This window comes from Paenibacillus sanguinis 2301083 = DSM 16941, assembly GCF_000374825.1.
Lineage (GTDB): Bacteria > Bacillota > Bacilli > Paenibacillales > Paenibacillaceae > Fontibacillus > Fontibacillus sanguinis.
Genome location: NZ_KB895379.1, coordinates 79,878 through 106,706, shown reverse-complemented (window position 1 = coordinate 106,706; position 26,829 = coordinate 79,878). Strand labels below are relative to the sequence as shown.

At 50.0% G+C, this 26,829-nt stretch carries 24 protein-coding genes, 1 pseudogene and 2 riboswitches; of the genes and pseudogenes, 19 read left to right on the top strand and 6 right to left on the bottom strand.

All coding sequences use genetic code 11. The features are described from left to right. Positions 1-9 precede the first annotated feature (9 nt). From dinG to C557_RS0108095, 17 genes are all read left to right on the top strand, one after another. On the top strand, positions 10-2,898 hold the full coding sequence (gene dinG / locus C557_RS0108175) for an ATP-dependent DNA helicase DinG (protein WP_018751363.1): 2,889 nt from the start codon (positions 10-12) through the stop codon (positions 2,896-2,898). A gap of 21 nt (positions 2,899-2,919) precedes the next feature. After that, positions 2,920-3,564 carry a redox-sensing transcriptional repressor Rex gene (locus C557_RS0108170; RefSeq protein WP_018751362.1) on the top strand — a complete coding sequence of 215 codons (645 nt, stop codon included), beginning with the start codon at positions 2,920-2,922 and terminating at the stop codon, positions 3,562-3,564. Next, positions 3,561-4,859, top strand: a complete 1,299-nt coding sequence (locus C557_RS0108165) for an amidohydrolase (RefSeq protein WP_018751361.1) — start codon at positions 3,561-3,563, stop codon at positions 4,857-4,859. Before C557_RS0108170 ends, C557_RS0108165 begins: the two co-directional genes overlap by 4 nt. Before the next feature lie 103 nt (positions 4,860-4,962). Then, positions 4,963-5,448 carry a cell wall elongation regulator TseB-like domain-containing protein gene (locus C557_RS0108160; RefSeq protein WP_018751360.1) on the top strand — a complete coding sequence of 162 codons (486 nt, stop codon included), beginning with the start codon at positions 4,963-4,965 and terminating at the stop codon, positions 5,446-5,448. Between the two features lie 204 nt (positions 5,449-5,652). After that, entirely contained in the window at positions 5,653-6,186 is a 534-nt protein-coding gene (locus C557_RS0108155; RefSeq protein WP_018751359.1) for a hypothetical protein, read from the top strand. Then, positions 6,179-7,687, top strand: coding sequence for an AAA family ATPase (locus tag C557_RS0108150; protein ID WP_018751358.1), 1,509 nt, complete (start codon positions 6,179-6,181; stop codon positions 7,685-7,687). The genes C557_RS0108155 and C557_RS0108150 overlap by 8 nt, the downstream gene beginning before the upstream one ends. A 136-nt stretch (positions 7,688-7,823) precedes the next feature. Next, positions 7,824-8,696 (top strand): 3-hydroxyacyl-CoA dehydrogenase family protein, encoded by an 873-nt coding sequence (locus tag C557_RS0108145; protein ID WP_018751357.1) that lies wholly within the window; start codon positions 7,824-7,826, stop codon positions 8,694-8,696. After that, entirely contained in the window at positions 8,693-9,898 is a 1,206-nt protein-coding gene (locus C557_RS0108140) for an acetate/propionate family kinase (RefSeq protein WP_018751356.1), read from the top strand. Before C557_RS0108145 ends, C557_RS0108140 begins: the two co-directional genes overlap by 4 nt. A gap of 67 nt (positions 9,899-9,965) precedes the next feature. Beyond that, positions 9,966-11,261, top strand: a complete 1,296-nt coding sequence (gene asnS, locus C557_RS0108135) for an asparagine--tRNA ligase (RefSeq protein ID WP_018751355.1) — start codon at positions 9,966-9,968, stop codon at positions 11,259-11,261. A gap of 24 nt (positions 11,262-11,285) precedes the next feature. Continuing rightward, positions 11,286-11,975: a DnaD domain-containing protein gene (locus tag C557_RS0108130; RefSeq protein WP_018751354.1), complete on the top strand. Its 690-nt coding sequence runs from the start codon at positions 11,286-11,288 to the stop codon at positions 11,973-11,975. 167 nt (positions 11,976-12,142) lie between these two features. Further along, entirely contained in the window at positions 12,143-13,051 is a 909-nt protein-coding gene (locus tag C557_RS0108125; protein ID WP_018751353.1) for an ATP-grasp domain-containing protein, read from the top strand. A gap of 65 nt (positions 13,052-13,116) precedes the next feature. Next, positions 13,117-14,292 carry an MFS transporter gene (locus C557_RS0108120; protein ID WP_018751352.1) on the top strand — a complete coding sequence of 392 codons (1,176 nt, stop codon included), beginning with the start codon at positions 13,117-13,119 and terminating at the stop codon, positions 14,290-14,292. A 16-nt stretch (positions 14,293-14,308) separates the two neighbouring features. Then, positions 14,309-14,941, top strand: coding sequence for an RNA polymerase sigma factor (locus C557_RS23220; protein WP_018751351.1), 633 nt, complete (start codon positions 14,309-14,311; stop codon positions 14,939-14,941). Further along, positions 14,938-15,381: a hypothetical protein gene (locus C557_RS0108110; RefSeq protein WP_018751350.1), complete on the top strand. Its 444-nt coding sequence runs from the start codon at positions 14,938-14,940 to the stop codon at positions 15,379-15,381. Before C557_RS23220 ends, C557_RS0108110 begins: the two co-directional genes overlap by 4 nt. 46 nt (positions 15,382-15,427) lie before the next feature. Next, positions 15,428-16,519: a hypothetical protein gene (locus C557_RS0108105; protein ID WP_018751349.1), complete on the top strand. Its 1,092-nt coding sequence runs from the start codon at positions 15,428-15,430 to the stop codon at positions 16,517-16,519. Positions 16,520-16,736: 217 nt separating this feature from the next. After that, on the top strand, positions 16,737-17,354 hold the full coding sequence (locus tag C557_RS0108100; protein WP_018751348.1) for a DedA family protein: 618 nt from the start codon (positions 16,737-16,739) through the stop codon (positions 17,352-17,354). 48 nt (positions 17,355-17,402) lie between these two features. Beyond that, positions 17,403-18,239: an undecaprenyl-diphosphate phosphatase gene (locus tag C557_RS0108095; RefSeq protein ID WP_018751347.1), complete on the top strand. Its 837-nt coding sequence runs from the start codon at positions 17,403-17,405 to the stop codon at positions 18,237-18,239. 61 nt (positions 18,240-18,300) lie between these two features. Here C557_RS0108095 and gcvPB read toward each other — a convergent pair whose 3' ends face one another. The 3 genes from gcvPB to gcvT are packed head-to-tail and all read right to left on the bottom strand — an operon-like array spanning position 18,301 to position 22,335. Further along, positions 18,301-19,821: an aminomethyl-transferring glycine dehydrogenase subunit GcvPB gene (gcvPB, locus tag C557_RS0108090; RefSeq protein WP_018751346.1), complete on the bottom strand. Its 1,521-nt coding sequence runs from the start codon at positions 19,819-19,821 to the stop codon at positions 18,301-18,303. Further along, entirely contained in the window at positions 19,809-21,173 is a 1,365-nt protein-coding gene (gene gcvPA / locus C557_RS0108085) for an aminomethyl-transferring glycine dehydrogenase subunit GcvPA (protein ID WP_018751345.1), read from the bottom strand. The genes gcvPB and gcvPA overlap by 13 nt, the downstream gene beginning before the upstream one ends. A 19-nt stretch (positions 21,174-21,192) precedes the next feature. Beyond that, entirely contained in the window at positions 21,193-22,335 is a 1,143-nt protein-coding gene (gcvT, locus tag C557_RS0108080; protein ID WP_026263367.1) for a glycine cleavage system aminomethyltransferase GcvT, read from the bottom strand. Positions 22,336-22,435: 100 nt separating this feature from the next. Next, positions 22,436-22,568, bottom strand: a riboswitch (glycine riboswitch). Further along, positions 22,569-22,670, bottom strand: a riboswitch (glycine riboswitch). A 395-nt stretch (positions 22,671-23,065) separates the two neighbouring features. Between gcvT and C557_RS23215 the strand changes: the two genes are divergently transcribed. Together C557_RS23215 and gcvH are read left to right on the top strand one after the other, a co-directional pair. Continuing rightward, the gene (locus C557_RS23215) at positions 23,066-23,296 is read left to right on the top strand and encodes a hypothetical protein (protein WP_018751343.1); all 231 of its coding nucleotides are present in this window, start codon (positions 23,066-23,068) and stop codon (positions 23,294-23,296) included. A 125-nt stretch (positions 23,297-23,421) separates the two neighbouring features. Next, positions 23,422-23,819 (top strand): annotated as a pseudogene (gcvH, locus tag C557_RS23210) (glycine cleavage system protein GcvH). A gap of 121 nt (positions 23,820-23,940) precedes the next feature. On the opposite strand, the gene C557_RS0108065 reads toward gcvH, so the two are convergent. The 3 genes from C557_RS0108065 to C557_RS0108055 are packed head-to-tail and all read right to left on the bottom strand — an operon-like array spanning position 23,941 to position 26,808. After that, a complete protein-coding gene (locus C557_RS0108065; RefSeq protein WP_018751342.1) occupies positions 23,941-24,612 on the bottom strand; it encodes a class II aldolase/adducin family protein in 672 nt (223 codons plus the stop codon). Between the two features lie 37 nt (positions 24,613-24,649). Next, positions 24,650-25,510 carry a pyrroline-5-carboxylate reductase gene (proC, locus tag C557_RS0108060; RefSeq protein WP_018751341.1) on the bottom strand — a complete coding sequence of 287 codons (861 nt, stop codon included), beginning with the start codon at positions 25,508-25,510 and terminating at the stop codon, positions 24,650-24,652. Between the two features lie 50 nt (positions 25,511-25,560). Then, the gene (locus C557_RS0108055) at positions 25,561-26,808 is read right to left on the bottom strand and encodes a glutamate-5-semialdehyde dehydrogenase (protein WP_018751340.1); all 1,248 of its coding nucleotides are present in this window, start codon (positions 26,806-26,808) and stop codon (positions 25,561-25,563) included. Between the last annotated feature and the right edge of the window lie 21 nt (positions 26,809-26,829).

Genomic DNA, 26,829 nt, shown 5'->3' with positions numbered 1-26,829 from the left:
ATAATCGCAATGAAATATGCCGTGCTTGATTTTGAAACGACGGGTAACCAGTCCTCTGATACAATTATTCAAGTAGGACTTGCCATTATAGAGCCAGACAAGAGCATTTCACAGGTATATCAATCCCTCGTCAAGCCCATCGTTCCGATTCCTCCCTTCATTACGGGACTTACGGGAATTACAGAGGAGGAAGTAAAGGACGCTCCGGACTTGGATGAAGTTATGATGGAGATGGTGCCGCTTCTTAATGATGTTGTGCTTGTTGGACATAATGTAGCGTTTGATTTTAATTTTTTGCAGAGCGCTTTGGACCAAACGGGATATCTGCCGTTTACGGGTCGAATACTGGATACAATGGATTTCTTGAAGATCCTCTTTCCGTCCCTGACCTCCTATCAGCTTGGCATGGTTTCGGCTGAATTTGAAGTGCAGCATGATCGTCCACATCGGGCGGACAGCGATGCCCTGGCAACCGCGCTCATCTTTCTGAAATGTCTGGAAGAGTGCGAACGGCTTCCACTGCTTACCTTGCAGCGCCTGAATGATTTGTTTGCCAGCGAGGACAGCGACCTTGGCTGGTTTTTTGACGCGATGGTACAGGAGAAGGAACGCGAGTCACTTCCTGGTGACGACGGCTTTACGTATTATCGACAGTTTGCGCTGCAAGCGGAGGACTGGATGGATATTCAGCCAGCCCGGGATCCTATAGAGGGCAATCCGCTTGAGAATATCAGCTTTGAGCAATTTCTGGAGCAGGTGCGCGACCGATTGCGTGAACGACTTCCGCAATATGAAGAGCGTGAGGCGCAGAACCTGATGCTGCGAGAGGTGATGCAGGCCTTTGCCGAGGAGAAGCACCTCATGGTGGAGGCCGGGACAGGTACAGGCAAATCGCTAGGTTATCTGTTGCCTGCCATTTACCACAGTGTTCAGCAAGACGAGAAGGTTATGGTCAGCACTCATACGATTAATCTGCAGGAACAGCTTCGGGAGAGAGATGTTCCACTCCTGACAGAGGTCGTGCCGTTTCCGTTTCGGGCAGCGGTATTTAAAGGAAGGCAGCATTATTTGTGCTTGCGCAAATTTGAACATAAAATAAGCAGGAAAGATTTCGCTACCCCTAAAGAAGACGTGATGATCGCTGCTCAGATGTTGGTATGGTTGACACAAACCGAAAATGGCGATGATGAAGAGCTGAATATGGGGAACCGCGGAGGTGATTTCTGGGAGACGGTGGCCAGTGAATCGGATTCCTGTTTGGGCCGTTCATGCCCTTGGTTCCGTAAGTGCTTCTACCACCGCGCGAAGCATGAGGCCGGAGTGGCCGATGTAGTCATTACGAATCACTCCAAATTGTTTACTGACATTCAAGCAGGTCATCAGTTGCTGCCAGGTTACGAGCATCTGGTTATCGATGAAGCGCATCATCTGGAGGATGTGGCAGGCAAACATTTGGGGATCCATATGAAATATTTTACAGTGGTTCATACCTTGACCCGTTTATTCAAGGACAGCAAGACCGGTCAGTTGGCTAATTTGCGGGCTGCGCTGCAAGCCTCGCCAGGCGAGAAGTCAGGTGAATGGTGCTCCGTTATTGACGGCATTTACCCGAACCTGATTGAAGTGAAGGAAAGTTGGGACAAGTTAAGTGAGCAGTTGTTTGCGCTGATGCCGGATCGCAGTGATGCGGCGCCTGGTGATCCGGGACAATTTGTTTATCGCCTCTTGCCGGGCAAGGAGCCGAAGGATTGGGATACTCTGACCGCACTGGAGAATCAAATATACGTTGCGTTGGGGGATGTCCTGCGCAAGGGTGACCGCATGCTCAGTGAAATTCGTGAAGACCAGGATGATTACGGGTCAGAAAGCTTGCTGACAGACATAGGCGGTTTATTTAAGGATTTGGCAACCGAACGGGAAGCTTTGCGGTTCTTCATGAAGCTGGAAAGTGATGATACCGTGTATTGGATGGAGGCTAACGGCAATTACCGTAGCCGTTCCTTGCAGATGTACGCTGTGCCTATTGATGTTAGCACCCAATTAAAGGAGTATTTCTTTGACAAGAAAAAGAGCGTGGTGATGACCTCGGCTACCTTGTCAGTGGATAAATCGTTTCAGTATATGGTCGAGCAGCTGGGCTTGGCGGAGGCGGCAAGTGAAAATAAGCTGGTGACAGCGATGCTGCCCTCTCCGTTTAATTACCGGAATCAGGCCCTGCTTGTTATCCCGCGGGATTTCCCCAGCGTTAAGGGCGGTGTGGGTGACGAGCATTTCGTTAATATGCTGGTGCAGTCCCTGGCCGATTCCGCAGTAGCTACCCGGGGAAGAATGCTAGTGTTATTTACCTCATACCGGATGCTGCGGCAAGTGTATGAGCCGCTGAAAGCCTTGCTTTCTCAGGAGGGCATAACCGTCATTGGGCAAGGAATGGATAGCGGTAGCCGAACCAAGTTGACGCGCCGCTTCCAAGGGCAAGATGCTTCCGTGTTGCTTGGTACCAGCAGCTTCTGGGAAGGTGTTGACATTCCCGGTGAAGCCCTGACCAGTCTGGCGATTGTCCGTTTGCCTTTTCAGCCGCCGAACCATCCATTGATGGAAGCAAAGAGCGAGCGACTACAACGTGAGAAGAAGAATCCATTCATGAAGTTATCTGTGCCGCAAGCTGTCATCCGCTTCAAGCAGGGGTTTGGCCGATTGGTTCGCTCTTCGCAGGATCGCGGCATTGTGATTGTTTATGATACACGTATTCTGGAATCCTACTACGGAAAGTATTTTTTATATTCTTTGCCTGGACCAAAGATGGAGCATATGCCACTGGGCCAAATGGTCTCGCGAATCTCGGAGTGGCTGCAGGTTGATGAAGCGGATCAAACTGATTTGACTGATGAAATAAAGTAAAGTTGACAAGGGGGAATGGGTATGAAATCAGATAAAATTTCCGATGCGGTGGTCCGTCGGCTGCCGGTCTATCTGCGCTTCTTGAATGAATTAAGCCGGAGGGAGGTCCCTACGGTATCTTCCCAGGAGCTTGGTCTCAAGCTGGATTTGAATCCGGCGCAAATTCGTAAGGATCTGGCCTATTTTGGAGACTTTGGCCGCAAAGGTATCGGTTATGACGTTGCTTATCTCATTGAGAAGATTCAACACATATTAAATCTCGACCAACAGATTAATGTAGCCCTTGTGGGTGCTGGTAATCTTGGGCATGCCTTGTCCAATTACAATGCTTATTTGAAGGATAACATGAAGATCGTTGCGGTATTTGATGCTTCTCCGGACAAGATCGGGACGCAAATCAATAACATTACAATACGCCCGATTGAAGAATTGGGGGATACGGTAAGGAGAGAGAAGATCCGTATCGGCATCATCACCGTACCGGATTTTGAAGCTCAGCGCGTTGCAGATCAACTCGTAGCTGCCGGTATCGGAGCCATTTTGAATTTTGCTCCTACCATATTGAAGGTTCCGCCGGAAGTACGGATTCATGCGGCTGACTTTACAACGGACTTACTGAGTCTGGCCTATTATTTGGAGAATGGAAAGGAACATGCTGGAGTATGAGCCGAAAATGGTTAATAAAGAATGGGACGTTTGCGGTATTGGACCAGGAACGTCCGGTGATTCAAGGGTTTATGCTGGTTGAGGGGGATACGATTACTTACATTGGGGAAGAACGTCCTGATGGCGTGGAAGGGGCAGAGAGCTTTGACGGGAAAGGCTTGCTGTTTCTTCCCGGATTGATCAATACCCATGGCCATGCAGGGATGTCACTGTTGAGAGGTTTCGGTGACGACATGGCGCTGAAAACCTGGCTTGAAGAGAAAATGTGGCCGATGGAAGCCAAGTTTACAGCAGAGGACGTGCGAACTGGAACGGCCTTGTCGATTCTGGAAATGCTTAAAGGAGGGACTACAACCTTCCTGGATATGTATGATCATATGGATGAGGTGGCCAAGGTCGCTCAGGAATCCGGTATTCGGGCTGTTCTCATGCGGGGAGCTATTGGACTATGCCCGCCCGAGGTACAGGATCAAAAGCTGAACGAGGCCATCGCCTTTGCCCGCAACTGGCAGGGTCAGGCAGATGGGCGGATTACGACGATGTTGTCGCCCCATGCGCCGTACACTTGTCCACCGGAATTTATCCAAAAATTCGTACAGGCAGCTCATGATTTGGACTTGCCGATGCACACGCATATGTCTGAAACTCAGACTGAGGTTGAGCAAAATGTCAAGGATTACGGAGTCCGTCCGGTTCAGCATTTATTGAATTTGGGCATGTTCTCGCGGCCGACGTTATTGGCTCACGCTGTGCATTTAACAGACGAGGAGCTGGATATTTTGCAGGCTCATCAGGTAGCTGTATCTCATAATCCGGGCAGTAATTTGAAGTTGGCCAGTGGGGTAGCTCGCGTACCGGATATGCTCAAGAAGGGCATTGTGGTCTCTCTGGGCACGGATGGCCCAGCCAGCAACAACAATCTGGATATGCTGGAGGAAGTTCGCTTGGCTGCCTTGATACATAAAGGAGTGTCTGGAGATCCAACGGCTGTGCCTGCGCTGGAAGCACTGAAGATGGGGACAGAATACGGAGCGCGTTCGTTGTTCTTGCCTGATACGGGTAAGCTCGCAGCCGGGATGAAGGCGGACTTCATTGCGCTGAACACGGAACAGGCTCATTTTGTTCCGAAAACGGATTTCGTATCCCATGCGGTCTATTCTGCTGGTGCAGGAGATGTGGAGCATGTTTGGGTAAATGGGAAGCAGGTCGTAAAGCACGGAGCTTGCCTGACGCTGGATGAAGAGCGCATCCGCTATGAAGCCCAGGCCTCATTTGACGGGTTAATTACGCGTTAATAGTTTTCGTTCAACGGATAGAGATACATGTATACACTGAGAGTATACATGGCGAATGATAAAAGGGGCTTACAGTTGCCTGCTTAGGGAAAGGAAGAGACGGTTGAGGAAGCGAACCCAATGGATCCTGCTCTCCATCATTATTCTGTTACTTGTCCTCATCGGTCTTTACCGGTTCTACATATTTATTTACGAGGATGCTTGGAAAGCCGAAAGGGCGGCAGTTCAGCAAGCCAAGCAGGAGACTGAACTGGTACGGAGCGATGAGGTATGGAAGTCAGTCTGGGACAGGGTTTGCTACGTGATTCAAGGACAGGATGAGGCTGGACGTGAGATTATGGTCTGGCTGCCGGAAGGTGACAAGCCGGAAGTCCGCCTGTTGTCCGAGGGCAAGTCTGAGGACCAGATCAGGAGTATCATTAAAGAGACATTGCCGGAAATTGAGGTGGTCCGCCTGCTGCCGGGAATTTATGACAACCAGTTGGTATGGCAATTGTTCTACAAACAGCAAGCACATCATTATTATCGGTTCTTTAGCTTCAGTACCGGCGAGCCTTTACAGGAAGTATTTACGTTGCCCAACCGCTGACAGGATTAAGCAGCTTCGTAGTTCAGGATTGAGAACTGAACTTCGAAGCTGCTTTTTTGCTTTCCATTCTTTTTTTTCGAATTTTGATATACGATGTGATATACTGATGTTTGTAACAATGATATACAAAAAAGATATAACAAATTCTATATTAGAAATCTGCGTTAAGGCGGGTCACTTATTACAGATAAAGGAGGAAAACGCGTGAAACTGCGTGTTGGACGAGTTGCTGCCAGTATTGTCATTTCCGGGATTTTACTGTTCGGTGGTTGGTTCCTTTACCAAGAATGGGCGATAGAACGCCCGCTGGAGAACTTGTTAAAGGGTGTGGAAGGTGTTAGTGAGGTGCAACTGAACATACAGCCGAGCGAGTTGGCTGTCAAGCTGGACTTGGCGCCAGGCACTGAATTGGGCACCGTGGTTCGACATTTGGAGCAGGATGGCAGGAAGCAAATTGGCAGTCGTAAGTTGAAGATCGATGTGGTGGACAATTCTTCTCCTGTGTTGAACGAGTTGTGGGAAAATGCGATGTTTGCTGTCGCTCAGGCGATGGAGAACAAACAATATACAGAGATTACGGCAGCTCTGGAGCAAATGGAACGAGAGCATGCTAAGCTCAAAGCTACTGCAGAAATGGATAATGAGCATGTCTATATCACGTTAACAGATGGGCAAAACAGTAAGTTTGTTATTTTGCCGCGTAAGCCAGAAGGGATGGGGGTGTGGCCTAATGCGTAGATGGATGATGGAAGCCGCCGTCGGTTTTGTCCCGGTATTGCTTGTATTTCTTGGTATAACCGGCGCTGTAAATATGGGTCCTCTCCTTTTGTTGCTGGTGATGCTTGGCGCCTTGTTCATGGCATTTAAAATGCGTGGAGGTGGGCTGGCCATCGGAGCTGGACAGGAGAGAAAACGCAAGAAGCGCGCTCCTGCCAAACTGACGTTCGAGCAAATCGGTGGACAGGAAAGCGCCAAGCAGGAACTGAGAGAAGCGCTGGATTTCATGGTGCGTCATGAGGAAATCAGTAAATTTGGTATTCGGCCGATCAAGGGAATTTTGCTAACCGGTCCTCCGGGAACCGGGAAGACGCTGCTGGCCAAAGCAGCCGCCCACTATACGAATGCAGTGTTCGTAGCGGCTTCAGGCAGCGAGTTCGTGGAAATGTATGTTGGCGTAGGGGCAAGCCGGATTCGCGAGCTTTTCAAGGAGGCGCGAACCCGTGCGACTAAGGAAGGCAAAGAGAATGCCGTCATTTTTATTGATGAGATTGAAGTCATTGGTGGTAAGCGGGAAGGAGGACAGCAACGAGAGTATGACCAGACCTTGAACCAGTTGCTGACCGAGATGGACGGGATTTATTCTTCGGATACCCCGCGTATTTTACTCGTGGCAGCCACCAACCGCAAGGAAATGCTGGATAGCGCTCTGCTTCGTCCAGGCCGCTTCGACCGGCATATTCAAGTTGATTTGCCGGACAAGAAGGGGCGTCGCAGCATTCTGGAGCTGCACGCGGCCAACAAGCCGTTGCAGGATAATGTCGATTTGGACAAGATTGCCGAAGAATCATTTGGCTTCTCGGGAGCTCAGCTTGAGAGTGTTATGAACGAGGCGGCGATTTATGCGATGCGGGATAAACTGGAGCAGATTGCTCCAGAGCATCTATCGATGGCCATTGACAAGGTGCTGATGGGTGAGAGAACCGATCGTCAGGCGGCGGAGGAAGAGAAACGCCGGGTTGCGGTTCATGAATTGGGTCATGCGATTGCTGCCGAGGTCGTCGCTCCGGGCAGTGTTAGTCAGGTTGCGCTTAGCCCGCGCGGAAGGGCACTGGGGTATGTGCGGCATAATCCGCAAGATGAGAAATATCTGTACACCAAGCCTTATCTCGAAGGCCAAATCATGATTGCACTGGCAGGAGCGGCCGCGGAAGAAATCTATTACGGTGGACGCAGCACCGGTTCCAGCAATGACTTCGAGCAGGCGCTCAATATCGTGCAGACGATGATGAGTTCGGGCCTGACTTCACTGGGGATTGTGAATATGGATATGGTCACAACCGAGGTTCTTATGAATGAAAATTCACGGATTTTAGAGGAGCTTGCGGATCGAACCAGGGAAATGCTGCATAAGCATGCGGCGGTTTTCGACAAATCGCTACAAATTTTATTGCAGGAGGAGCGCCTTTCGGGGGAACAGTTCCGTTGCCAATTTAGTGACAGTATGGATTTACCGGCATAATTCGCTATGCCGGTTATTCTTTTTACTTTTTCTTCGTGCTAAGATATTATTATATGTTGGGTATAGGAAAATGTATTATTCGACATCCAGGGAACCATATTATGTACAGTAGATGAAAGGATGGAGCGAGAGGACCATGAATTACAAAAGAATAGGTGTCATCGGTGGTGGCACAATGGGGCAAGGCATCAGTGAGATGCTGGCGGCCAAGGGCCTTGACGTACTGCTCGTGGAAGAAACAACCGAAAAGCTGAACCATGCCTATAGCATGATTGAGACCAGCCTCGACAAGCAACTGGAGAAATGGGCAATTACGAAGGCTGAGAAAAAATTGATTTTATCCCGAATCCATAAAGTAACTCATTTTGCCGAGCTCGGTACCTGCGATATGGTCATTGAGAGTATTTCGGAAGATTTGGATGCCAAAAAAGAGGTGTTCAAGCAGTTGGATCAAGTATGTCCGAGCAATATTATTCTTGCCAGCAATACTTCAACTTTGAGTCTGACCGAGATTGCCGGAGGAACGATTTATCCGGAGCGTGTGATCGGCATGCACTTTATTTATCCTGTTGCCAAAATTAATCTGGTCGAAATTATTCGCGGTTTGAAAACCTCGGAAACGACCTTTGAAGAAACGAAACGGTTTGTAGAAGAAGTAGTCGAGAAACGCGGTGTCATGGTATATGAGTCGCCGGGCTTTGTAACGTCCCGGATTATTTGCGTTATGATCAACGAAGCGTTGCATGTGCTCGGAGAAGGCGTCGCTTCAGCCGAAGAAATTGACGAAGCTATGCGCGTTGGCTACCAGTTCCAATATGGACCATTGGAAATGGCAGACCGCTTTGGTCTGGATTCGGTGCTTGCAGCGCTTGAGCGTATGTTCCGTGAATTTGGTGAATTGAAATATCGTCCTTCGTTTGTACTGAAGAAGATGGTTCGTGCCGGTCACCTTGGTGTAAAATCGGGTGAAGGGTTCTTCAAATATGACAAGGATGGTGATCGACTGTGAAAGTATTAGTCATTAATGCGGGAAGTTCTTCCCTTAAATATCAATTGTACGACATGACAGACGAATCGGTTTTGGCCAAAGGCCTAGTGGAGCGGATCGGCATGGATTCTTCGATCCTCAACCATAAGCCAACCGGCAAGGAAGAAGTAACGGAAGTCAGTGAAATTCTGGAGCATACAACAGCTATCCGTAAAGTGCTTGATAAGCTGACAGACCCAGAGCATGGCGTGATTCAATCCATCGGTGAGATCGAAGCTGTAGGACATCGCGTTGTGCACGGCGGTGAATACTTCAAAGGTTCAGCCTTGGTGACTCCTGAGGCGAAAGCGGAAATACGCCGTCTGTTCGACCTGGCTCCGCTACATAATCCACCGGCCATCATGGGGATTAACGCGGCAGAGGCTAATATGCCGGGTGTACCGCAGGTAGTGGCATTTGACACCGCCTTCCACCAAACGATGGAGGAAAAGGTGTATTTGTATCCGATTCCTAAGGTGCTCTATAAGAAGCATCGCATTCGCCGTTATGGTGCGCATGGTACTTCGCATAAATATGTCAGCCGTGTAGCAGCCGAGTATCTGGATCGTCCGATCGAGGATCTGAAGATTATTACCTGTCATATCGGTAATGGGGCTAGCTTGACAGCTGTCAAGGGCGGCGTTTCTGTGGATACCTCGATGGGCTTGACTCCATTGGAAGGTCTGATGATGGGCACGCGCAGCGGTGATTTGGATCCGACGGTCGTTACCTTCGTCATGAACAAGGAAGAATTATCGATTAGCGAGGTCAACTCCATGCTGAACAAGCATAGCGGACTTCTGGCGATTTCCGGCAGCAGCAGTGATATGCGTGACATCACGGATGGCTGGGAGGAAGGCAAGCCAAACGAAACGCTTGCTTTTGAAATGTATGAATATCGCTTGCGCAAATATATCGGTGCCTATGCCGCAGCCATGAACGGTGTCGATGTCATTGTCTTTACCGCTGGTGTTGGCGAGAACTCGGTCATTGTGCGAGAGAAAGTGCTTGAGAACCTGACTTACCTGGGCATAGAGATTGATCCCGAGTTGAACAAGGTGCGTTCCGGCGATCCGCGCCGCATTTCTACGCCGAATTCCAAGGTAGAGGTTCTGGTCATCCCGACAAACGAAGAGTTGATGATTGCCCGTGATACCCTGAACATTGTGGAGGAATCGAAGTAGTCGCGGCGAATTGTAGACATAAGAGCTTTAAACCATTTTATAGTGATGTTAGAGGAGAGATAAAGGCATGGCGGTCAAAACGGTGATTCGTCAAGTGAAAGAGCATGTTGGAGAGACGGTTGTCATCGGCAGCTGGCTTAACAACAAACGCTCTAGCGGCAAAATTCAATTTTTGCAGCTTCGCGACGGAACGGGCTATATTCAGGCAGTTGTGGTGAAAAGCGAAGTATCGGAGGATACCTGGAACAACGCCAAAAGCTTGACTCAGGAATCTTCGATGTACGTAACGGGGATTATTCGTGAGGAGCCCCGAAGCCAATCGGGCTATGAAATGACGGTAACGGAGATTGAAATCATTCATTTGACCGAGAACTATCCGATTACGCCAAAAGAACACGGTGTTGATTTCCTGATGGATCACCGCCACTTATGGCTCCGTTCTTCCAAGCAACGGGCGGTCATGGTGATCCGGGCCGAAATTATTCGTGCTGTACAGCAATTTTTCGATCAAAACGGGTTCACCCTGGTTGACCCGCCAATTCTTACGCCGACCTCGGCTGAAGGTACTACGAATTTATTCCATACGAAATACTTCGAGGAAGATGCTTATTTGACGCAAAGCGGACAGTTGTATATGGAAGCAGCGGCAATGGCGCTGGGCAAGGTGTATTCGTTTGGACCAACGTTCCGGGCGGAGAAGTCCAAAACACGTCGACATCTGATCGAATTCTGGATGATTGAACCCGAGATGGCTTTCACCGACCATGAGGAAAGCCTCCAGGTACAGGAGAATTTCATTACCTTTGTCGTACAGTCTGTGCTGAAGAATTGCCGGACCGAGCTTGAGGCGGTGGGCCGGGATGTATCGAAGCTGGAGAATATCCAAGCTCCGTTCCCACGGATTACTTATGATGAAGCGATCGATTACTTGCATACCCAGGGCTTCGATATTCCCTGGGGTGAAGATTTTGGAGCACCTCATGAGACAGCAATTGCCGAACGTTACGAGAAGCCGGTCTTCATCACACATTATCCTGTGGGAATCAAGGCGTTCTATATGAAGCCGGACCCTAACCGTCCGGAGGTTGTATTATGCGCCGACATGATTGCACCGGAAGGGTACGGCGAGATCATTGGCGGGTCGCAGCGGATCGATGATCCTGAGCTGATGGAAGCTCGCTTCAAGGAGCATCAGTTGTCTCCGGAGGTCTACCAATGGTATCTTGATCTTCGCAAATATGGTTCGGTGCCTCACTCCGGCTTTGGTCTGGGTCTGGAGCGGACAGTAGCCTGGTTATGCGGGCTGGATCATGTGCGGGAGACTATTCCGTTCCCACGGATGCTGTATCGCCTGTATCCTTGATTTGGATCACAGGGGGGTTAACCTATGTATGAGAGCAATCAGTCATGGGCCAAAGGCATTGCCTTGGGTTTGACGGCGGGAACCGTTCAGGTTCCCTTCCCGTTGCTGCTTCATTACCGTAAGCTTGGCCTAAGCGATATAGAGGTCATGTTGTTAATTCAATTGTTGACCTTTCAACAGATGGAGCATAATGAGTTCCCTTCTATCCAGCAACTGGAATACCGGATGGGGACTGAGCCCGGTATGATCGCTCCCATCCTGCGCCGTTTGTTGAAGGATGGTTGGCTCAGAATTGATGAGACTACCGACGAACTGACCGGCATTCGCTCGGAGCGTTATAATTTGACAGGAATGTATGATCAACTTGGCCGCTTCCTGGCCGAGGGGCCATCTTCCTCTCATCAGCGCAAAGTGGCTGAACCAGCGGGGGATTCTGGCCGCGAAGAGGAGCAAGAGCGCAACCTTTTTGTCATATTTGAGAGGGAATTCGCCCGCACGCTATCTCCCATGGAGCTCGAAACGATCTCCGGCTGGGTGGATCAGGACCATTACCCTGAAGAACTGATTTTGTTAGCTTTGAAGGAAGCGGTGTTTGCCGGAAAGGTTCACTTTCGCTACATCGACAGGATCTTGCTGGAGTGGAGCCGCAACCGGGTGCGGACAGCCGAGGATGCCAAAGCATATACGCAACGTTTTCGCAGCAATTATCGATAATTCTACAACCAGGAATGACTACTGTAATACGCAGTGGAGGTTCCTGGTTTTTTCATTGATTATTTTACAAACTTGTTGAATTCAGAACATACTAATCACGCATTGACATCGTATGCTGGGATAGGAAATCAGAGACTATGCGAATTTGAAGCTGGGGGTAGTTGTTGATGCAAGGTTGGATTATCTATAAGAGCTCAGTGAATGACGTGAAGCCGGAAACCTACGAATTGCAGCGATTGATAGAAGAGGCCCATAAGCAAGAGATTGATGTGCGTGTGCTTGCCCCGGAGCAGTTGGAGTTGATTGTGACCAGAGATGACCGTAAAAGCGTGATGGTTGACGGGGAAGTCGTACAGCTACCTGATTTTGTACTGCCACGCATGGGGGCGAATACGAACTATTTCGGCTTGGCGTTAATCCGTCATTTGGAGCGATTGGGAGTCCGTACCTTCAACTCTGCCCAAAGCATCGATACTGTGAAGGACAAGCTATTTACCCTGCAAATCCTCGCAGAGTATAATCTGCCTGTGCCCAAGACGATGCTCATTCGCTCAAAGGTAGATGTTGATTTGGTGGAGAAGCATCTGGGATTCCCGGTGGTTGTCAAGACGATTTCAGGGTCGCAAGGCAGTGGCGTATTTCTGGCTGAAACAAAGTCGAAATTCATAGACCTGTTGGAAATGATCAATGCCTATAAGGAAAATGCTACTATGATCTTGCAGGAATTCGTAGAATCCAGCCGAGGCATGGATGTGCGAGTGCTGACCATAGGCGGACGAGCCATAGCGGCGATGAAGAGAAGCTCTGGCAATGATAGCTTTAAGGCTAATTTTTCTCGTGGTGGATTTGTGGAGCCTTATGAGATTAACCCGGAGATTGAATGGCTTGCTCTGGAGACAGCACGTTTGCTTAACCTTGATATTGCTGGCATTGATCTACTCTTTGACGGCGATCACTATAAAATTTGTGAGGCTAACTCCTCTCCGGGATTTGAAGGATTGGAGTCTTGCTGTCAGGTTAATATTGCCGAAGAAATATACAATTTCTTACGAGTGAGATTGAATGTATTTCAATAAATAACGAATATTACCATCGCGTATGAGAGAGATTATTTGGTACGCTCAATAGGAGACAGACTATAGTGAAACAGAAAAATATTGCATTTTGGGGATTTCTTATACTGATGATAGCCTTGGGCGCCAGCGATAGTCTGCGAGGCGTCTTTTCTGTGATCTTTACTGATCACTTTAGCTTGACGACACACCAGGCGGCTCAAATTGTGACCGTCAGCTATGCGGGTAATCTTGTTTTTTTACTTATTGGCGGCAGATTAACAGACCGCTTCCCACGCAAGACAGCGATGCTTGCCATGCTGCTGATCTGGATGCTGGCTTTGCTGTTGTTTGTAGCGAGCGATAACTTCTATGCTGTCCTGATTGGGATGTTCTTTGCTATGGGGGCCTCCACTTTGTTGAGCACAACAATTAACATTGTGACCCCCTTGTTATTTGCGGCCACACCTGGACTCGCCGTTAATTTTTTATTCTTTGCGCAAGGCGTGGGTACAAGTGGAAGTCAGAGCGTGACGGGGAATTTGGCTTCAGATTTCTATGATTGGAAGCTAACCAATGGCCTTTTGCTTGTACTGGGGGTGGCTGCTTTTTTGTGCATTGCCATGAGTCGAATTCCAGATCATCGCAGTGCCGGAGCAATCGGAGCAAATGAACGCAGCAAGTATCGTTTCAAGGATGTATTAGCCAATCGTTCCTTCATACCTGTGGTGCTGTTATTTGGTTTTTATTTTATAGCTGAGCATGGGATTATGAATTGGCTGGTGGCTTATGGCATGCAGCATCTGTCTTTGGCCAAGGGGACGGCGGCAAACGCACTAGCGATTTTCTTTGGCGGCATAACGGCAGGACGATTAATTTTCTCGCCGCTAATTGATAGATTGGGCATTCACCGAAGTATTACGATCTTTACCGTGGGGGGGAGTCTTTTGTATGTGACCGGGGTTTTAGGAGGGGTCTCCACCTTATGGCTGTTGAGCGCAAGTGGACTGTTTTTCTCTATTTTGTATCCAACGATGCTCATGATGCTCCAGCATATTTTCCCTGCCAGCATGATCTCCACGGCTACGGGGGCTGTAATTAGCCTAGCTTCGCTATTCGATATCGGGTTTAACGTCTTCTTTGGCAAAATGGTTGATCTGGTTGGTTATGGGCTTAGCTTCCTGGTCCTGCCAGCCAGTATGTTACTATTTACGATTATCTATTTCGGATTTGTGCGGGAACGAAGCAAGCGCTCTGCTCACTAGAACGTAAACTACTTATTTGCTGCAGATCAAAAAAATTACTAGTTTATGCAGGGGTAAGGCGAAGGGGTGTCGTCTATATATTTGGGAGGAGGGGAGAGTCATTGATGAAGCATCATTTATACTAAAATTCCAGCAGGGCGAGCATAGCGTATTTCCGTGGCTGGTTCGTGAGTATGGAACCTACATATACCGGGTTGCCTATTCCGTACTGCACGATGCGAAAGAGGCAGAGGATGCTGCCCAGGAAACCTTCCTGCAAATATTTAAGTCTCTCCCGAGCTACCGATCCCGAGGATTAAAAACGTGGATGACCCGCATTGCTGTCAATAAGTCGATTGACATTAAGCGAAAGCGCGATCGCCGTCAGGAGGAGCAATGGGACCCTGCCGATCTTGAATTTCAGTTATCCGGAGAGACGGATGATAACATGACAGGGCTGCTGGAGACGGAGCGGAACAAGGAACTCCGGGAAAAAGTCGAACGACTGCCGGAGGGACACCGCCGCATTGTTACGGAGTTTTACTTGGAAGGTAAAAGCCATGAGCAGATTGCTCAAGAGCTTGGAGTAACGTTAAAGACGGTGGAATCGAAATTGTATCGGGCTAGAGCTTACATTCGAGATCATTGGCCGAAGGAGGAATGGGGATGAGTGGCAAGAAGGATAGCGAACAAGCCTTGTGGGATAGCTATATAAGCGGCATGATGGACCGCGAAGAAGAAGAGCGTCTGGAGGCGTTGCTGTTGCAGGATGACGAAGTGTTCAAGGCCTATGCTGCCGTTCTCTCTTCCCAGGAATCCACGCTGCCGGAGCCGGAAGAAGAGGAGCTTTATTTGCAAAGGTTGCTAGGGGCAATCCCGCAGGAGAAAGCTAGGCCTGTACAGACAGAGTGCAGAAAAACGTGGAGCAGGCATCCATTATTTCATTATACTGTGGCGGCAGCCATTACCGTTCTGCTGATGGGATGTGGCTTATTTGACTCATTATCTTCAGGAACCAGTGAGTGGATCAATCGCCCTCAGCAGAGTATTCCGCTGAGTGAACGGATGCTGGATATGACCGTGAAATGGGTCGATACCTGGAGACGTTAATCAAAACCTAGAGCATTGCTATGAACATAGAAAGGAAGGATGAACCATGCCTTATCAACGCAGCCGAATGCTGGCATGCATTTTAAATTTAATCTCGGGCTTCGGGCATTTATATTGGGGAAGAAAGGTTAAGGGAACGGCCTACCTGATTTTGATGTTTGGAGGACTACTGTTCGGTACCATAGCAAGTATTTTTGCGCAAAGCGAGGAGCTAATACTGTTTACGCTGATTTGCGCGGCTATTCTATGGGGGATATCCATGCTGGATTTGTTAATTACGATGCTTCGTGATCCGCAAGTGCCCTCAGGGGGATATGATCCGGGGATTCCTCATGCTCATGGAGGGATGGAGCAAGAGAAGTTCTTCACCATTCTGTTATCCTTTGTACCGGGCTTGGGACACTTCCAGCTTGGTCTAATGCAGCGGGGGTTATCTTTTCTGATTTCCTTTTTCGGTGTCATCACCATGATGTTTTTCATCACGGGGATTACCGGGGAATCTGTGTTTTTGCTGCTCCTTGGCTTGCTGCCGATCATCTGGCTTTATTGCATGTTTGATGTCGTTCAGCTTGTGCATCGGAAGCAGGCCGGGGAGCTGCTGCTTGATCGATCCTTGCTTGATGAATGGGAATTAGGACGCGTAGAAGGGCGGCGCAGCAAGGTATTGGCAACGCTATTATCAGCATTCCCCGGAGCCGGTCAGATGTACCTCGGTCTGCAGAAGCGGGGATTGCAAATGATGGTGCTGTTTCTAGGGAGCTTTTATATTATTGATGTGCTGCGGCTTTCCGTATTTCTGTTTGTCATTCCGGTGATTTGGTTCTATTGCTTTTTTGACGGGCTGCAGCAGACCAGTCGGTACGGAATTTTGCCGCTGGAGGATCAGCCGTTAATGAATATGCAGGGACGTTACCAGCATTGGTTGGGTATTGTTCTTATTGTTTTGGGGATTTATTTTATCGGGATGGAGTTGCTGGTGCCTTGGCTGGATTCCTGGTTTCCCGAGCTTCGCTTGTACTTCCGCATCGACCAGTATCTTCGCCCGTTCATTGTATCCGTGTTGCTGATCGGGGGAGGCATCAAGTTGTTGACTAATCATAAGCGGCAAGGCCGGAGCAGATATGACGAAAATTTATAATGGAGTTAGTTCAAAAAGCGTCTTCCCAGGACGAAGGGGTTACTGATAGTACGCACTTCTATTTATTTTTGAGGTCAAAATTTGTTACAATGCAAGAAGTGAAATAGTTGCTATATTTGTAACTTATCCGCTCAGTCAACCGTATGTTAATCGTTGCAGGCGATCAGTACACTGCAAAATAGACTGCTTTTTTGCTAAATCCCATGGGAGGTACAACGTGAATAACTGGATTACGGAATTTATGGAGCAGTTTGGCTATTTTGGCGTGTTCCTGCTCATCGCTCTGGAGAATGTATTTCCTCCGATTCCATCAGAGGTGATTCTGACATTCGGAGGTTTCATGACCACCTATACCAGCCTGACGGTACCCGGCATCATTATTGTCTCGACATTAGGCTCTATACTGGGTGCTGTTATTCTGTACGGCGTTGGTTATCTGGTCAATGTAGACCGGCTGGAGGGCTGGATTGAACGTTATGGGCGATTCTTACGATTGAAGAAGGAGGATATCCGCCGGGCAGATCGGTGGTTTGAGCGCTACGGTTATTGGACGGTGCTGTTCTGTCGTATGGTTCCTTTGATTCGGAGTTTGATCTCTGTGCCTGCGGGGATGGCAAAAATGAAATTCCGATTGTTCCTGCTATTCACCACAATAGGTACGCTGATCTGGAATATTACGCTGGTGTGGGTTGGGGCTGCTGTTGGGGGCTCATGGGAACAAATCGTTGAGTTCATGGACGTTTATTCGCATTTTGCCTATATTATTCTTGCCATTGGCGGAATAGTCCTGCTGCTTTTATGGTTGCGTAAACGCAAAAATAACATGGCCCAGTAAAATAGCAACCAAGAAAATCAAGGATAGTCTAAGGGAGAGGTAGTAACAATGAGTTTTTGGGAAATCATGAAGGCTATCATATTGGGCCTGGTGGAAGGGCTGACGGAATTTGCTCCTGTCTCCTCGACGGGCCATATGATTATTGTAGATGATATGTGGCTGCAAACCGAGCAGCTGCTGGCCTCCAAATACGTTGCCAACACGTTTAAGGTAGTCATTCAACTCGGTTCGATTTTGGCGGTGCTGGTCGTATTTCGCAATCGATTTATTGACTTGCTGGGCTTGTCGCGATTTATGCCCGGACGCCGTCCATCTGAGGGGCCGCGGCTTAAGCTGATGCAGGTTATTGTCGGTCTCATCCCGGCGGGGATTCTTGGCTTGCTATTCGAGGATTTCATCGACGAACATTTATTCTCTACGATGACGGTGTTGATCGGCCTGGTGGTTGGCGCACTGTTGATGATTGCTGCAGACCGATACAGGCCAAAACGTGTATATACGGAAACGGTGGATCAAATTTCGTACAAGCAGGCCTTAATGATCGGGCTGTTCCAGTGTATATCCATCTGGCCTGGCTTTTCCCGTTCAGGCTCGACGATTTCCGGTGGGGTGCTGCTTGGATTAAGCTACCGGGCGGCGGCTGACTTCACCTTTATTATGGCAGTGCCAATTATGGCTGGAGCCAGTGCGTTATCCTTAATGAAAAATCTGCAATATTTTACACCGGAGGTTCTGCCATTTTTTATTTTCGGTTTTATTAGCGCCTTTGTGTTCGCGTTATTGTCGATCCGCTTCTTCCTGAAGCTCATTGATCGGATCAAGCTATTTCCCTTTGCGGTATACCGCATTGTGCTTGCAATTCTGATCTGGGTTATTTATTTCTAATCCAACTATAGTCAAGGCCCTCCTTGTGCGTACGAGGAGGGCCTTGATCTTTCCTGTAACGTTATCCGCAGGTGCAGTTCAGCACAGGCTTGCGTGCGGCCCCGGTTTCATCCAAGCGGGTCACAGGCGTAGTATAAGGTGCATTATGCAGCAGCTCGGGGGTTGCTTTGGCTTCTTTGGCGATGGCAATCATGACATCGACAAAACTGTCCAATGTCTCCTTGCTTTCCGTCTCTGTTGGTTCGATCATAATACATTCCTCCACATTTAGTGGAAAGTAGATGGTTGGCGGGTGGTATCCAAAATCCAGCAAGCGTTTGGCGACATCGAGAGTTCGGACACCGTAGGGTACCAGGCTGCTGCCTGACATGACAAATTCATGCTTGCAGCGTTGCTCTGGATAGGGCATGTTGTAATGCGGTGCCAACCGCTTCATCATATAGTTGGCGTTCAGCACAGCATCCTCCGATACCTGGCGGAGTCCATCTGAACCAAAGCTGCGAATGTAGGCATAGGCGCGGACCAGGATGCCAAAGTTGCCGTAGAAGGCTTTTACCCGACCGATGGAGTGGGTAGATACCGGGCTGCCTGTTCCTTCAGAGCCGTGATTCTCCGTTCGGCTCCCGATGATAGCATAATGGCCCTGATCGTTCTTGACGACCAAAGGTTCTGGCAGGAAGGGAATCAGCCGTTGCTTCACGCCAACAGGCCCGGCACCGGGACCACCGCCGCCATGCGGGGTGCTCATGGTCTTATGCAAATTGAGATGCACCACATCAAAGCCCATATCCCCGGGCCGCGTAATGCCCAGGATGGCATTGGAATTGGCTCCATCATAATACAATAATCCTCCAGCCTGGTGGACAATATCGGCAATCTCTACAATATGTTCCTCGAACAAACCAAGGGTATTCGGGTTGGTGAGCATGAGTGCGGCGGTATCTTCACCGACGGCCGCCCGCAGGGCATCCAAGTCGACCATTCCTTTGGCTGTTGAAGGGATCGTGACCGCTTGAAATCCCGCTACAGAAGCGCTTGCCGGATTGGTGCCATGAGATGAGTCGGGAACGATAACCTTGGTTCGCTGCTCACCCCGGCTTTCATGATAAGCCCTTATCATCATCAGTCCTGTCCATTCGCCATGGGCGCCGGCGGCCGGCTGTAGGGTTATAGCGTCCATACCGGTAATTCCGGCCAGGTCCTGCTGCAAGGTATACATCAGCTCCAGAGCGCCCTGTACGCTTTCCTCCGGTTGATAGGGGTGAATCTTGGCAAAACCCGGATAACGGGCTACGTCCTCGTTCACTTTGGGGTTGTATTTCATGGTGCAGGAGCCCAGTGGATAAAAGCCATTATCCACACCGAAATTGCGACGGGAGAGGGCTGTGTAGTGCCGAATGACGTCTACCTCATAGACTTCGGGAAATGCTAAGCCTTCCTTACGCAGCATATATGCTGGAATCAAATTTTCCTTTGGCGTGGCGGGAACATCGCATGGGGGCAAGGAATAGCCAATTCGCCCGGGCCGGCTGCGTTCAAAGATCAATTTTTCCTCCGAATCGTTTTCTCTCATGCTCCGCATATCCATTCCTCCATAACCTTGGCAAATTGGTCGATGTCTGCTTTGCTTCGTTTTTCGGTGACGGCAATCAGTACATGATTGGGCAATTCGGGATAACTTGGGCCCAGATCATAGCCGCCGATGAAGCCTTTCTCAAGCAAATTACGTTGAAGGAGCCTTGGATCAACTTCTTCTGGCAACCGGATGACGAACTCGTTAAAGGTGGCAGCCTGAAAAACTAAATCGACACCTGGGATGGAGGTGAGACAGGATTTAGCGTAATGACTCTTCTGCAAATTCAGCTCCGCTACATCAGCCATGCCTTGCTTGCCCATGACCGATAAATATACCGAGGCTGCCAGAGCAAGCAAAGCCTGATTGGAGCAGATGTTGGAAGCGGCCTTCTCACGGCGGATATGCTGCTCGCGGGCTTGCAGCGTCAGTACAAAGCCGCGCTTGCCGTTCCGATCGGTCGTCTGTCCGACGATTCGTCCAGGAATGCGGCGCATATTGGCCTCGGATACGGCGAAGAAGCCGCAGGTTGGCCCGCCGAAGGAGGGTGCAATGCCCAAGGGTTGGGCGTCCCCTACAACGATATCTGCCCCCAATTTTCCAGGAGCCTCCAATAAACCGAGTGAGAGCGGGTTGCTGCTGACGACCAGCAGACCACCGTGGCCATGAACCAATTCGCCGATAGCCTGGATATCCTCCAGAGAGCCAAAGAAATTCGGATGCTGTATCAGTACGGCGGCCGTATCGGCCGAGACGGCAGAAGCTAGTGCCTGGTGGTCGATCACCCCGTCATGCCAGCCTATTTCAACAATGTCCAGGCCTAGGCCACGTGCGTAGGCAGCTAGTACCTCACGAGCTTCAGGATGAACAGTGCGGGCCACGATAAGCTGTTTGCGCTTGGTAGCCGCAGCGGCTAGCGATCCGGCTTCAGCGAGTGCTGTCGCCCCGTCGTACATGCTGGCGTTGGCGACTTTGAGTCCCGTGAGTTCACAAATAAACGATTGAAATTCAAAGATGGCCTGCAACTCGCCTTGGCTGATCTCCGGCTGGTACGGGGTATAGGCGGTGTAGAACTCAGAGCGGGAAACCACATGCTGGATGACGGAAGGAATATAATGGTCGTAAATTCCCGCGCCCAGAAAGCTGGCGTAACGGTCGCTATCGGCGTTGCGATCCGCCAAGCCAGCCATATGTCGGGTCAGCGAATATTCATCCAAGCGGGAGGACACGGGGAGCTCCCCCCGAAACCGGATGGACTCTGGAATATCAGCGAATAAGGCCTCTACGGAATCGATTCCGATAGTCCTGAGCATCTCGCTGCGATCCTGTTCGGTTAATGGCAGATAACGATGTTTTGGCATAAGTTCGGAACAACTCCTTTCAGTGATGTATGGGAGCGCGATTTCCGCGATTTCGTTGATAAAAGGGGAGGGAGATGACTTTGGCTTGTAGTCGTTTTCCGCGTATTTCGACTTCAACAAGCTGATTGATATCAGCGTAAGCGCGGTGGACCAAGGCCAGGCCAAGGTTGGCTTTCAAGGTAGGGGAGTAGGTCCCCGTTGTGATTTCTCCAATGGCTGATTTCAAACCAGCAGCATGAACAGGGTAATGGGCCCTTGGAATGCCACGATCGATCATCTCCAAGCCAACCAGACTTCGGGAAATTCCCTTCTCCCGTTGTTTGCTCAACGCTTCGCGCCCGATAAATTCCCCGCAATTCCACTTGATGAAGCGGCCTTGCCCTGCTTCCAGCGGCGAGATGCTTGCGCTAAGCTCCTGGCCGTAAAGCGGCAGAGCTGCCTCAAACCGCAGCGTATCTCTTGCACCAAGACCGGCAGGCAGCAGCCCCAAAGGTTCGCCTGCTTGTATCAGCGTATCCCATAGCGCTGGGGCATGCTCTGCAGCTACATACAGCTCAAAGCCGTCTTCACCGGTATATCCTGTACGGGATATTAATGCAGGTATTCCCTCTACCAGCGCATCCGGAATAAAGGTGAAGGGACGCAAGGAAGCAGGTTGTGCTCCTTCACACAAGGAAGTCAGTATGGACTCCGCGAGGGGCCCTTGCAAGGCCAGCAAGGCGGTATCGGGCGACGCATTGCGGAGAGCGACACCTTGAGGGGGAGCATGCTGGAGCAGCCATTCCCAGTCCGTATCGATGTTGGAGGCGTTAACGACCAGCATGTATCGGTCTTGCTCCAGCATATAAATCAGCAAATCATCCACCACCCCTCCGTCCGGGTAACACAGGAAGGTATACTGCGCTTTGCCGGGCTGAAGCGAGCTTATATCGTTGGTTGTCAACTGCTGCAGGAAGGCTCCAGCCTCAGGGCCTGCAACGTAAAACTCGCCCATATGCGAAACATCGAACAGGCCTGCGCGCTCACGAACGGCTTCATGCTCTTTTTGGATACCGCTAAATTGCACCGGTAGCTCCCAACCGCCGAAATCGATGCATCTGACCCCCTCATAACGAGCATAACGAGGAAACAACGGGGTTCTCAGCCATTGGGATTTGCTCATTCTCATCACCTCATGGGCCAGCAGGCCGTATTTTCGGTCATTGCCATGCAACACAAAAAAGACAGGCAAAGAAATTCCGCATGCCTGGGGCATGACGGTCTTTCTCAGCTCTGTCCCTTGTACCTGAGAGTTACCCTGTCAGACTCACATGAAAACTGTGCTTCTACCTACAGGTTACCCCTTGGGTGATTCGCCCTACATCCATCATTCTGTGCGAATTCTCTCCAGAGATGCGTCCGGCAGAAGTCCTTTTGCCTGAGAGATTCACCGTACAACGGCTTGCTCCTTCGGCGTTACCATGCACTTGTGCATGTAATCTCTCCTTCTGCGTTCAACCGCGACGTATACATCTCATTAATACTTAAATTTCGTTTTAATGTCAACAAACTTATCACAAAATAATAAAAAATATTTTATTTTATAAATTTAAGCGCTTTCTTAGTGAACTGAACATATATTGTGTTAATTTTAATAACGTAATATTGGCTGATTTGATAGATTAACAAAATTTGTCTCACACGAAGCTGTTGATGTTTGGAGGAAAGCCGATTCAAAAGGTGAAGCAAAAGGGTATATTGTACTTGGGAGTAAGATAGGGAAGAGGGGGAAACTCCGATAACCTCTGTCGTCATGAAATACAAACATGATTCCAGCCCGATGATTCAAGGCGCAGCTCGCCATGCTGTACAATTACAAAAGCGCATCGCGAGAAACGGATGGAGGAGTTTAGATGAGTGCGTTGTTTTCAAAATGTGGTATTTTCATTGCCAAGAAGAACGGACGATACTTGCTTAGTTATGATGAGGGAGGCTTGTTCATCCGCTATCGCACCATTGAAATAACGCCGGAAGAGGCGGAAAAGGCCATGCATAGCCCGGAGGATGCGTATGAGTTGTTGATTACCCTCCAAAATCGGGAACGTAGTGAAAAGGAAAAACGCAATAACAATGGTCGAAAATGATCTCAGTCGGATGCCAATCTCCTGTATTTATGTTAATATTCTTGACACGAAGGCCGGGTTTATCATAATCTGAACCTAAAATAGGCTTGGAGTGGAGCAGACCAGTCGGTAGAGGAGGAGATCGCTTGGCTAATGAGATCAGGGAACAGGTGGGGTACAGTGAGGAGCACGAATGGGTACTTGACTTGGGTGATGGAACTGTAAAGATAGGGATTTCTGATCTGGCTCAGCATCGCCTGGGCGACATCGTGTTTGTGGAATTACCGGACCCAGGGCAAGAAATCGAGATGGATGATGTCATCGGGACGATTGAATCTGTCAAGACGGTGGCTGATTTGTTCACACCGGTTAGCGGGATCGTTCTTGAGATTAATGGGGGGAACTGGAGAGTGCGCCGGAGCTTGTCAATGAAGAGCCTTATGATGGGGGCTGGATGGTGCATATTCGGCTGAAGGAAGACCCGAACATCGCCTTGTCCAGACTGATGGATGCCACAGCCTATGCGGCATTTGTTGATAGATAATCCAAAGCAAAGCATTCAATTGGAAGGCCATTAGCAAGAGGTCCGTCTCACGGGTGAGCAGCACCCTCAGAGACGGACCTCTTGCCTGGCTTGCACAAAGGTGCTGCATTAACTCTGGCTCTTACTTGCCAGGGTAAGGCTTGGCAGGCAGCAGCAGAGACCGGTACTGCGCCTCTAAGATAAATTCCATAGCTTCAAGCCGCAGTTTGGCTTGATGGATTCCATCTCCCCAGGCATACAGCCCGCCACCTCGCAGTATGAGCCCCGGCATACGCGTATCGACGACCTGGGGGAGTTGTTTTGCTATGGCTGAAATGGAGCCGTTGCTAGATAATACGGGGATGCGAGCTTCGGCCGTTTTCTCCCAAATCCCAAGCTGTTTAATCAACTCCAGACCTTGGGCACGGATATATCCGTTATCCCCGTAGTAATCGCCCAGAACGCTAGCGAATACGGTATGTGCATGAATGATCGCTGTGCAGCCTGTTATGCGGTACAGCTTGGCATGCAGGGGTGCATCGTCGCTGGGGAGCAGAAGGGTTGAATGGCAGGGGGAGCCGGTGGAATCGGCAAACAGAAAAAGTCCCCGTGAGGGCAACCGGGACTTTTCCCGGGCATCTTGCTGAGCAGTAACCGCGAAATAGAACTTGCTTGGCCTGTAATCCCCAACTCGAACTGACAGGCTGCCGCTAGCCGCCGGAAGCTGGCCACGGGCGGTTAATTGCTCCTTGACGTCTTCCAGATCACTGAGAGCCTGCTGCTTCTCTTCCAGCGTGATGGCTTCAAACTCCATCGGTCTCCTCCTCCCGTCATTGCTTGAATGATCAAGCTTATAGCAATGCTTGCTTCACGGCTTCGCCCATCTCCAGGGAACGCTCGGCAGCCCGGTGTACGGCTGCTTTGATACTCGTCTGGAAGCCGCTAGACGCCAGCACGTCAATGGCAGCTTGTGTGGAACCATTCGGGGAAGTTATATCCGCACGAAGCTTAACGGGCTCTTCGCCGGTCGCTTGCATCATCAATGCCGCGCCAAGCACGGTTTGCACGGTTAGCTCGCGGGCGTGCTCCGGCGACAGGCCGCCTTCGATTCCTGCGGCGATCATAGCTTCCATCATATAATATACATATGCTGGTCCACTGCCGGATACGCCAGTCAGAATCTCCATCTGCTGCTCGGGAATGACGCTGACGATACCTACAGCCTCGAACATGGACAGCGCCTGAGCCCGATGTACCTCCGTAGCTTCTGGCGAGAAGGACAGTCCCGTTGCCCCATATCCAATAGAACTGGACGTATTGGGCATGGTGCGAGCGATGGCTGCTTTGTTGCCCAGCAGCGCTTGCATGGTGGAGATGGACAATCCGGCGATCAAGGAAACGATCAGTTGATCTTGGCGGAGCAGCGGGCCAAGAGCGCTTAACGCCTCACCAGCATCCTTGGGCTTCATGGCCAGAACAATGATAGAAGCTTGGCGTAATTGCTGCTGCTTGCTCTCATCATCGTTGGCGGTAATAACGCCATATTGCTTGGTTAAGAAGGACAGCCGTTCCTGATTGGAACGGTTCTGCATCATGATGCGTTCGGCACGGGCCACCTGCTTGTGCAGCAGTCCGCGTACGATGGCTTCAGCCATGGAGCCCGCTCCGTAGAAGCATATTGAAGCGGAAGCCAGTGATTCATTGGAATTCATAGATGGATAACCTCCTTAGGCGTAAGAATAGGAACAGGGGGCCTCCGGCACTATTGCCGGATTTGGCCGTTCCCTTGAATGATGTATTTGCTTGAAGTCAATGCGGTTAAGCCCATAGGTCCCCGGGCATGGAGCTTTTGTGTACTGATGCCGATTTCGGCGCCAAAGCCAAATTCAAAGCCGTCGGTAAAGCGAGTGGAGGCATTATGATATACGGCTGCAGCGTCTATCTCCTGCTGGAAGCGCTCGGCCAGAGCATGGTCCTCTGTAACGATGCATTCCGAATGCTTGGTGCCATACCGGGCGATATGCTCCAAAGCTTCGTCCAGATTACGGACAATCTTGACGTTCAAAATGTAGTCGTTATATTCTGTGGCGTAATCCTGTTCCGTGGCGGGAATGGCCCAAGGAATCAGGCGTGTGGTCTCTTCACACCCTCTCAGTTCAACAGCAGCCTCCTTGAAGCGCTCGGCCAAATCGACCAGATGTTGCTTGGCAAAGGCTTCATGGACAAGCAGGGTTTCCATCGCATTGCAGACGGAGGGCCGTTGTACCTTGGCATTCAGGGCGATAGCCGTGGCCATCTCCACCTTGGCGGTGGCATCCAGGTAGGTGTGGCAGATGCCTGCACCTGTCTCAATGACTGGGACCGTAGCGTTCTGTACAACATTCTGGATTAATGAACTGCCGCCACGTGGAATGATTACATCAAGCAAGCCGTTTAATTTAAGCATCTCGTCGACGGAAGCACGGTTCCGGTCTTCAATGAGCTGTACGGCATCAGGCGGAAGCGCGGTTCCGGCTAGAGCCTGATGAATGATCTCCACAATCTTGCGGTTGGAGGACAGGGCGGAGGACCCGCCGCGAAGGACAACGGCATTTCCCGTCTTCAGACACAATCCCATAGCGTCAACTGTAACGTTAGGCCGAGCCTCGTAGATAATACCGATGACACCGAGCGGCACACGGCGCTTTACGATGTGCAAGCCATTGGGCCGGTCCAGAGTTTCCAATATGTCGCCAACAGGATCAGGCAAGGCGACAATTTGTCGCAATCCTTCGGCAATGCCTGCAATCCGGTCCGGGGTCAAGGTTAGCCGATCCAGCATAGAGGCCGAGGTGCCTTGCTCTTTGCCACGCTGAAGATCCTCGGCATTCGCTTCAATGATGGCAGCAGCTCCATCCACCAGGCCTTTGGCTGCTGCAAGCAACGCTTCATTTTTTTGTTCCGTAGTCAACCGGTTCAGTTCTGCGATAGCTCCTTTGGCCTGCATCGCTTTTTGTCTCACTTCGCTCATGTTATAACCTCCTCTAATGAA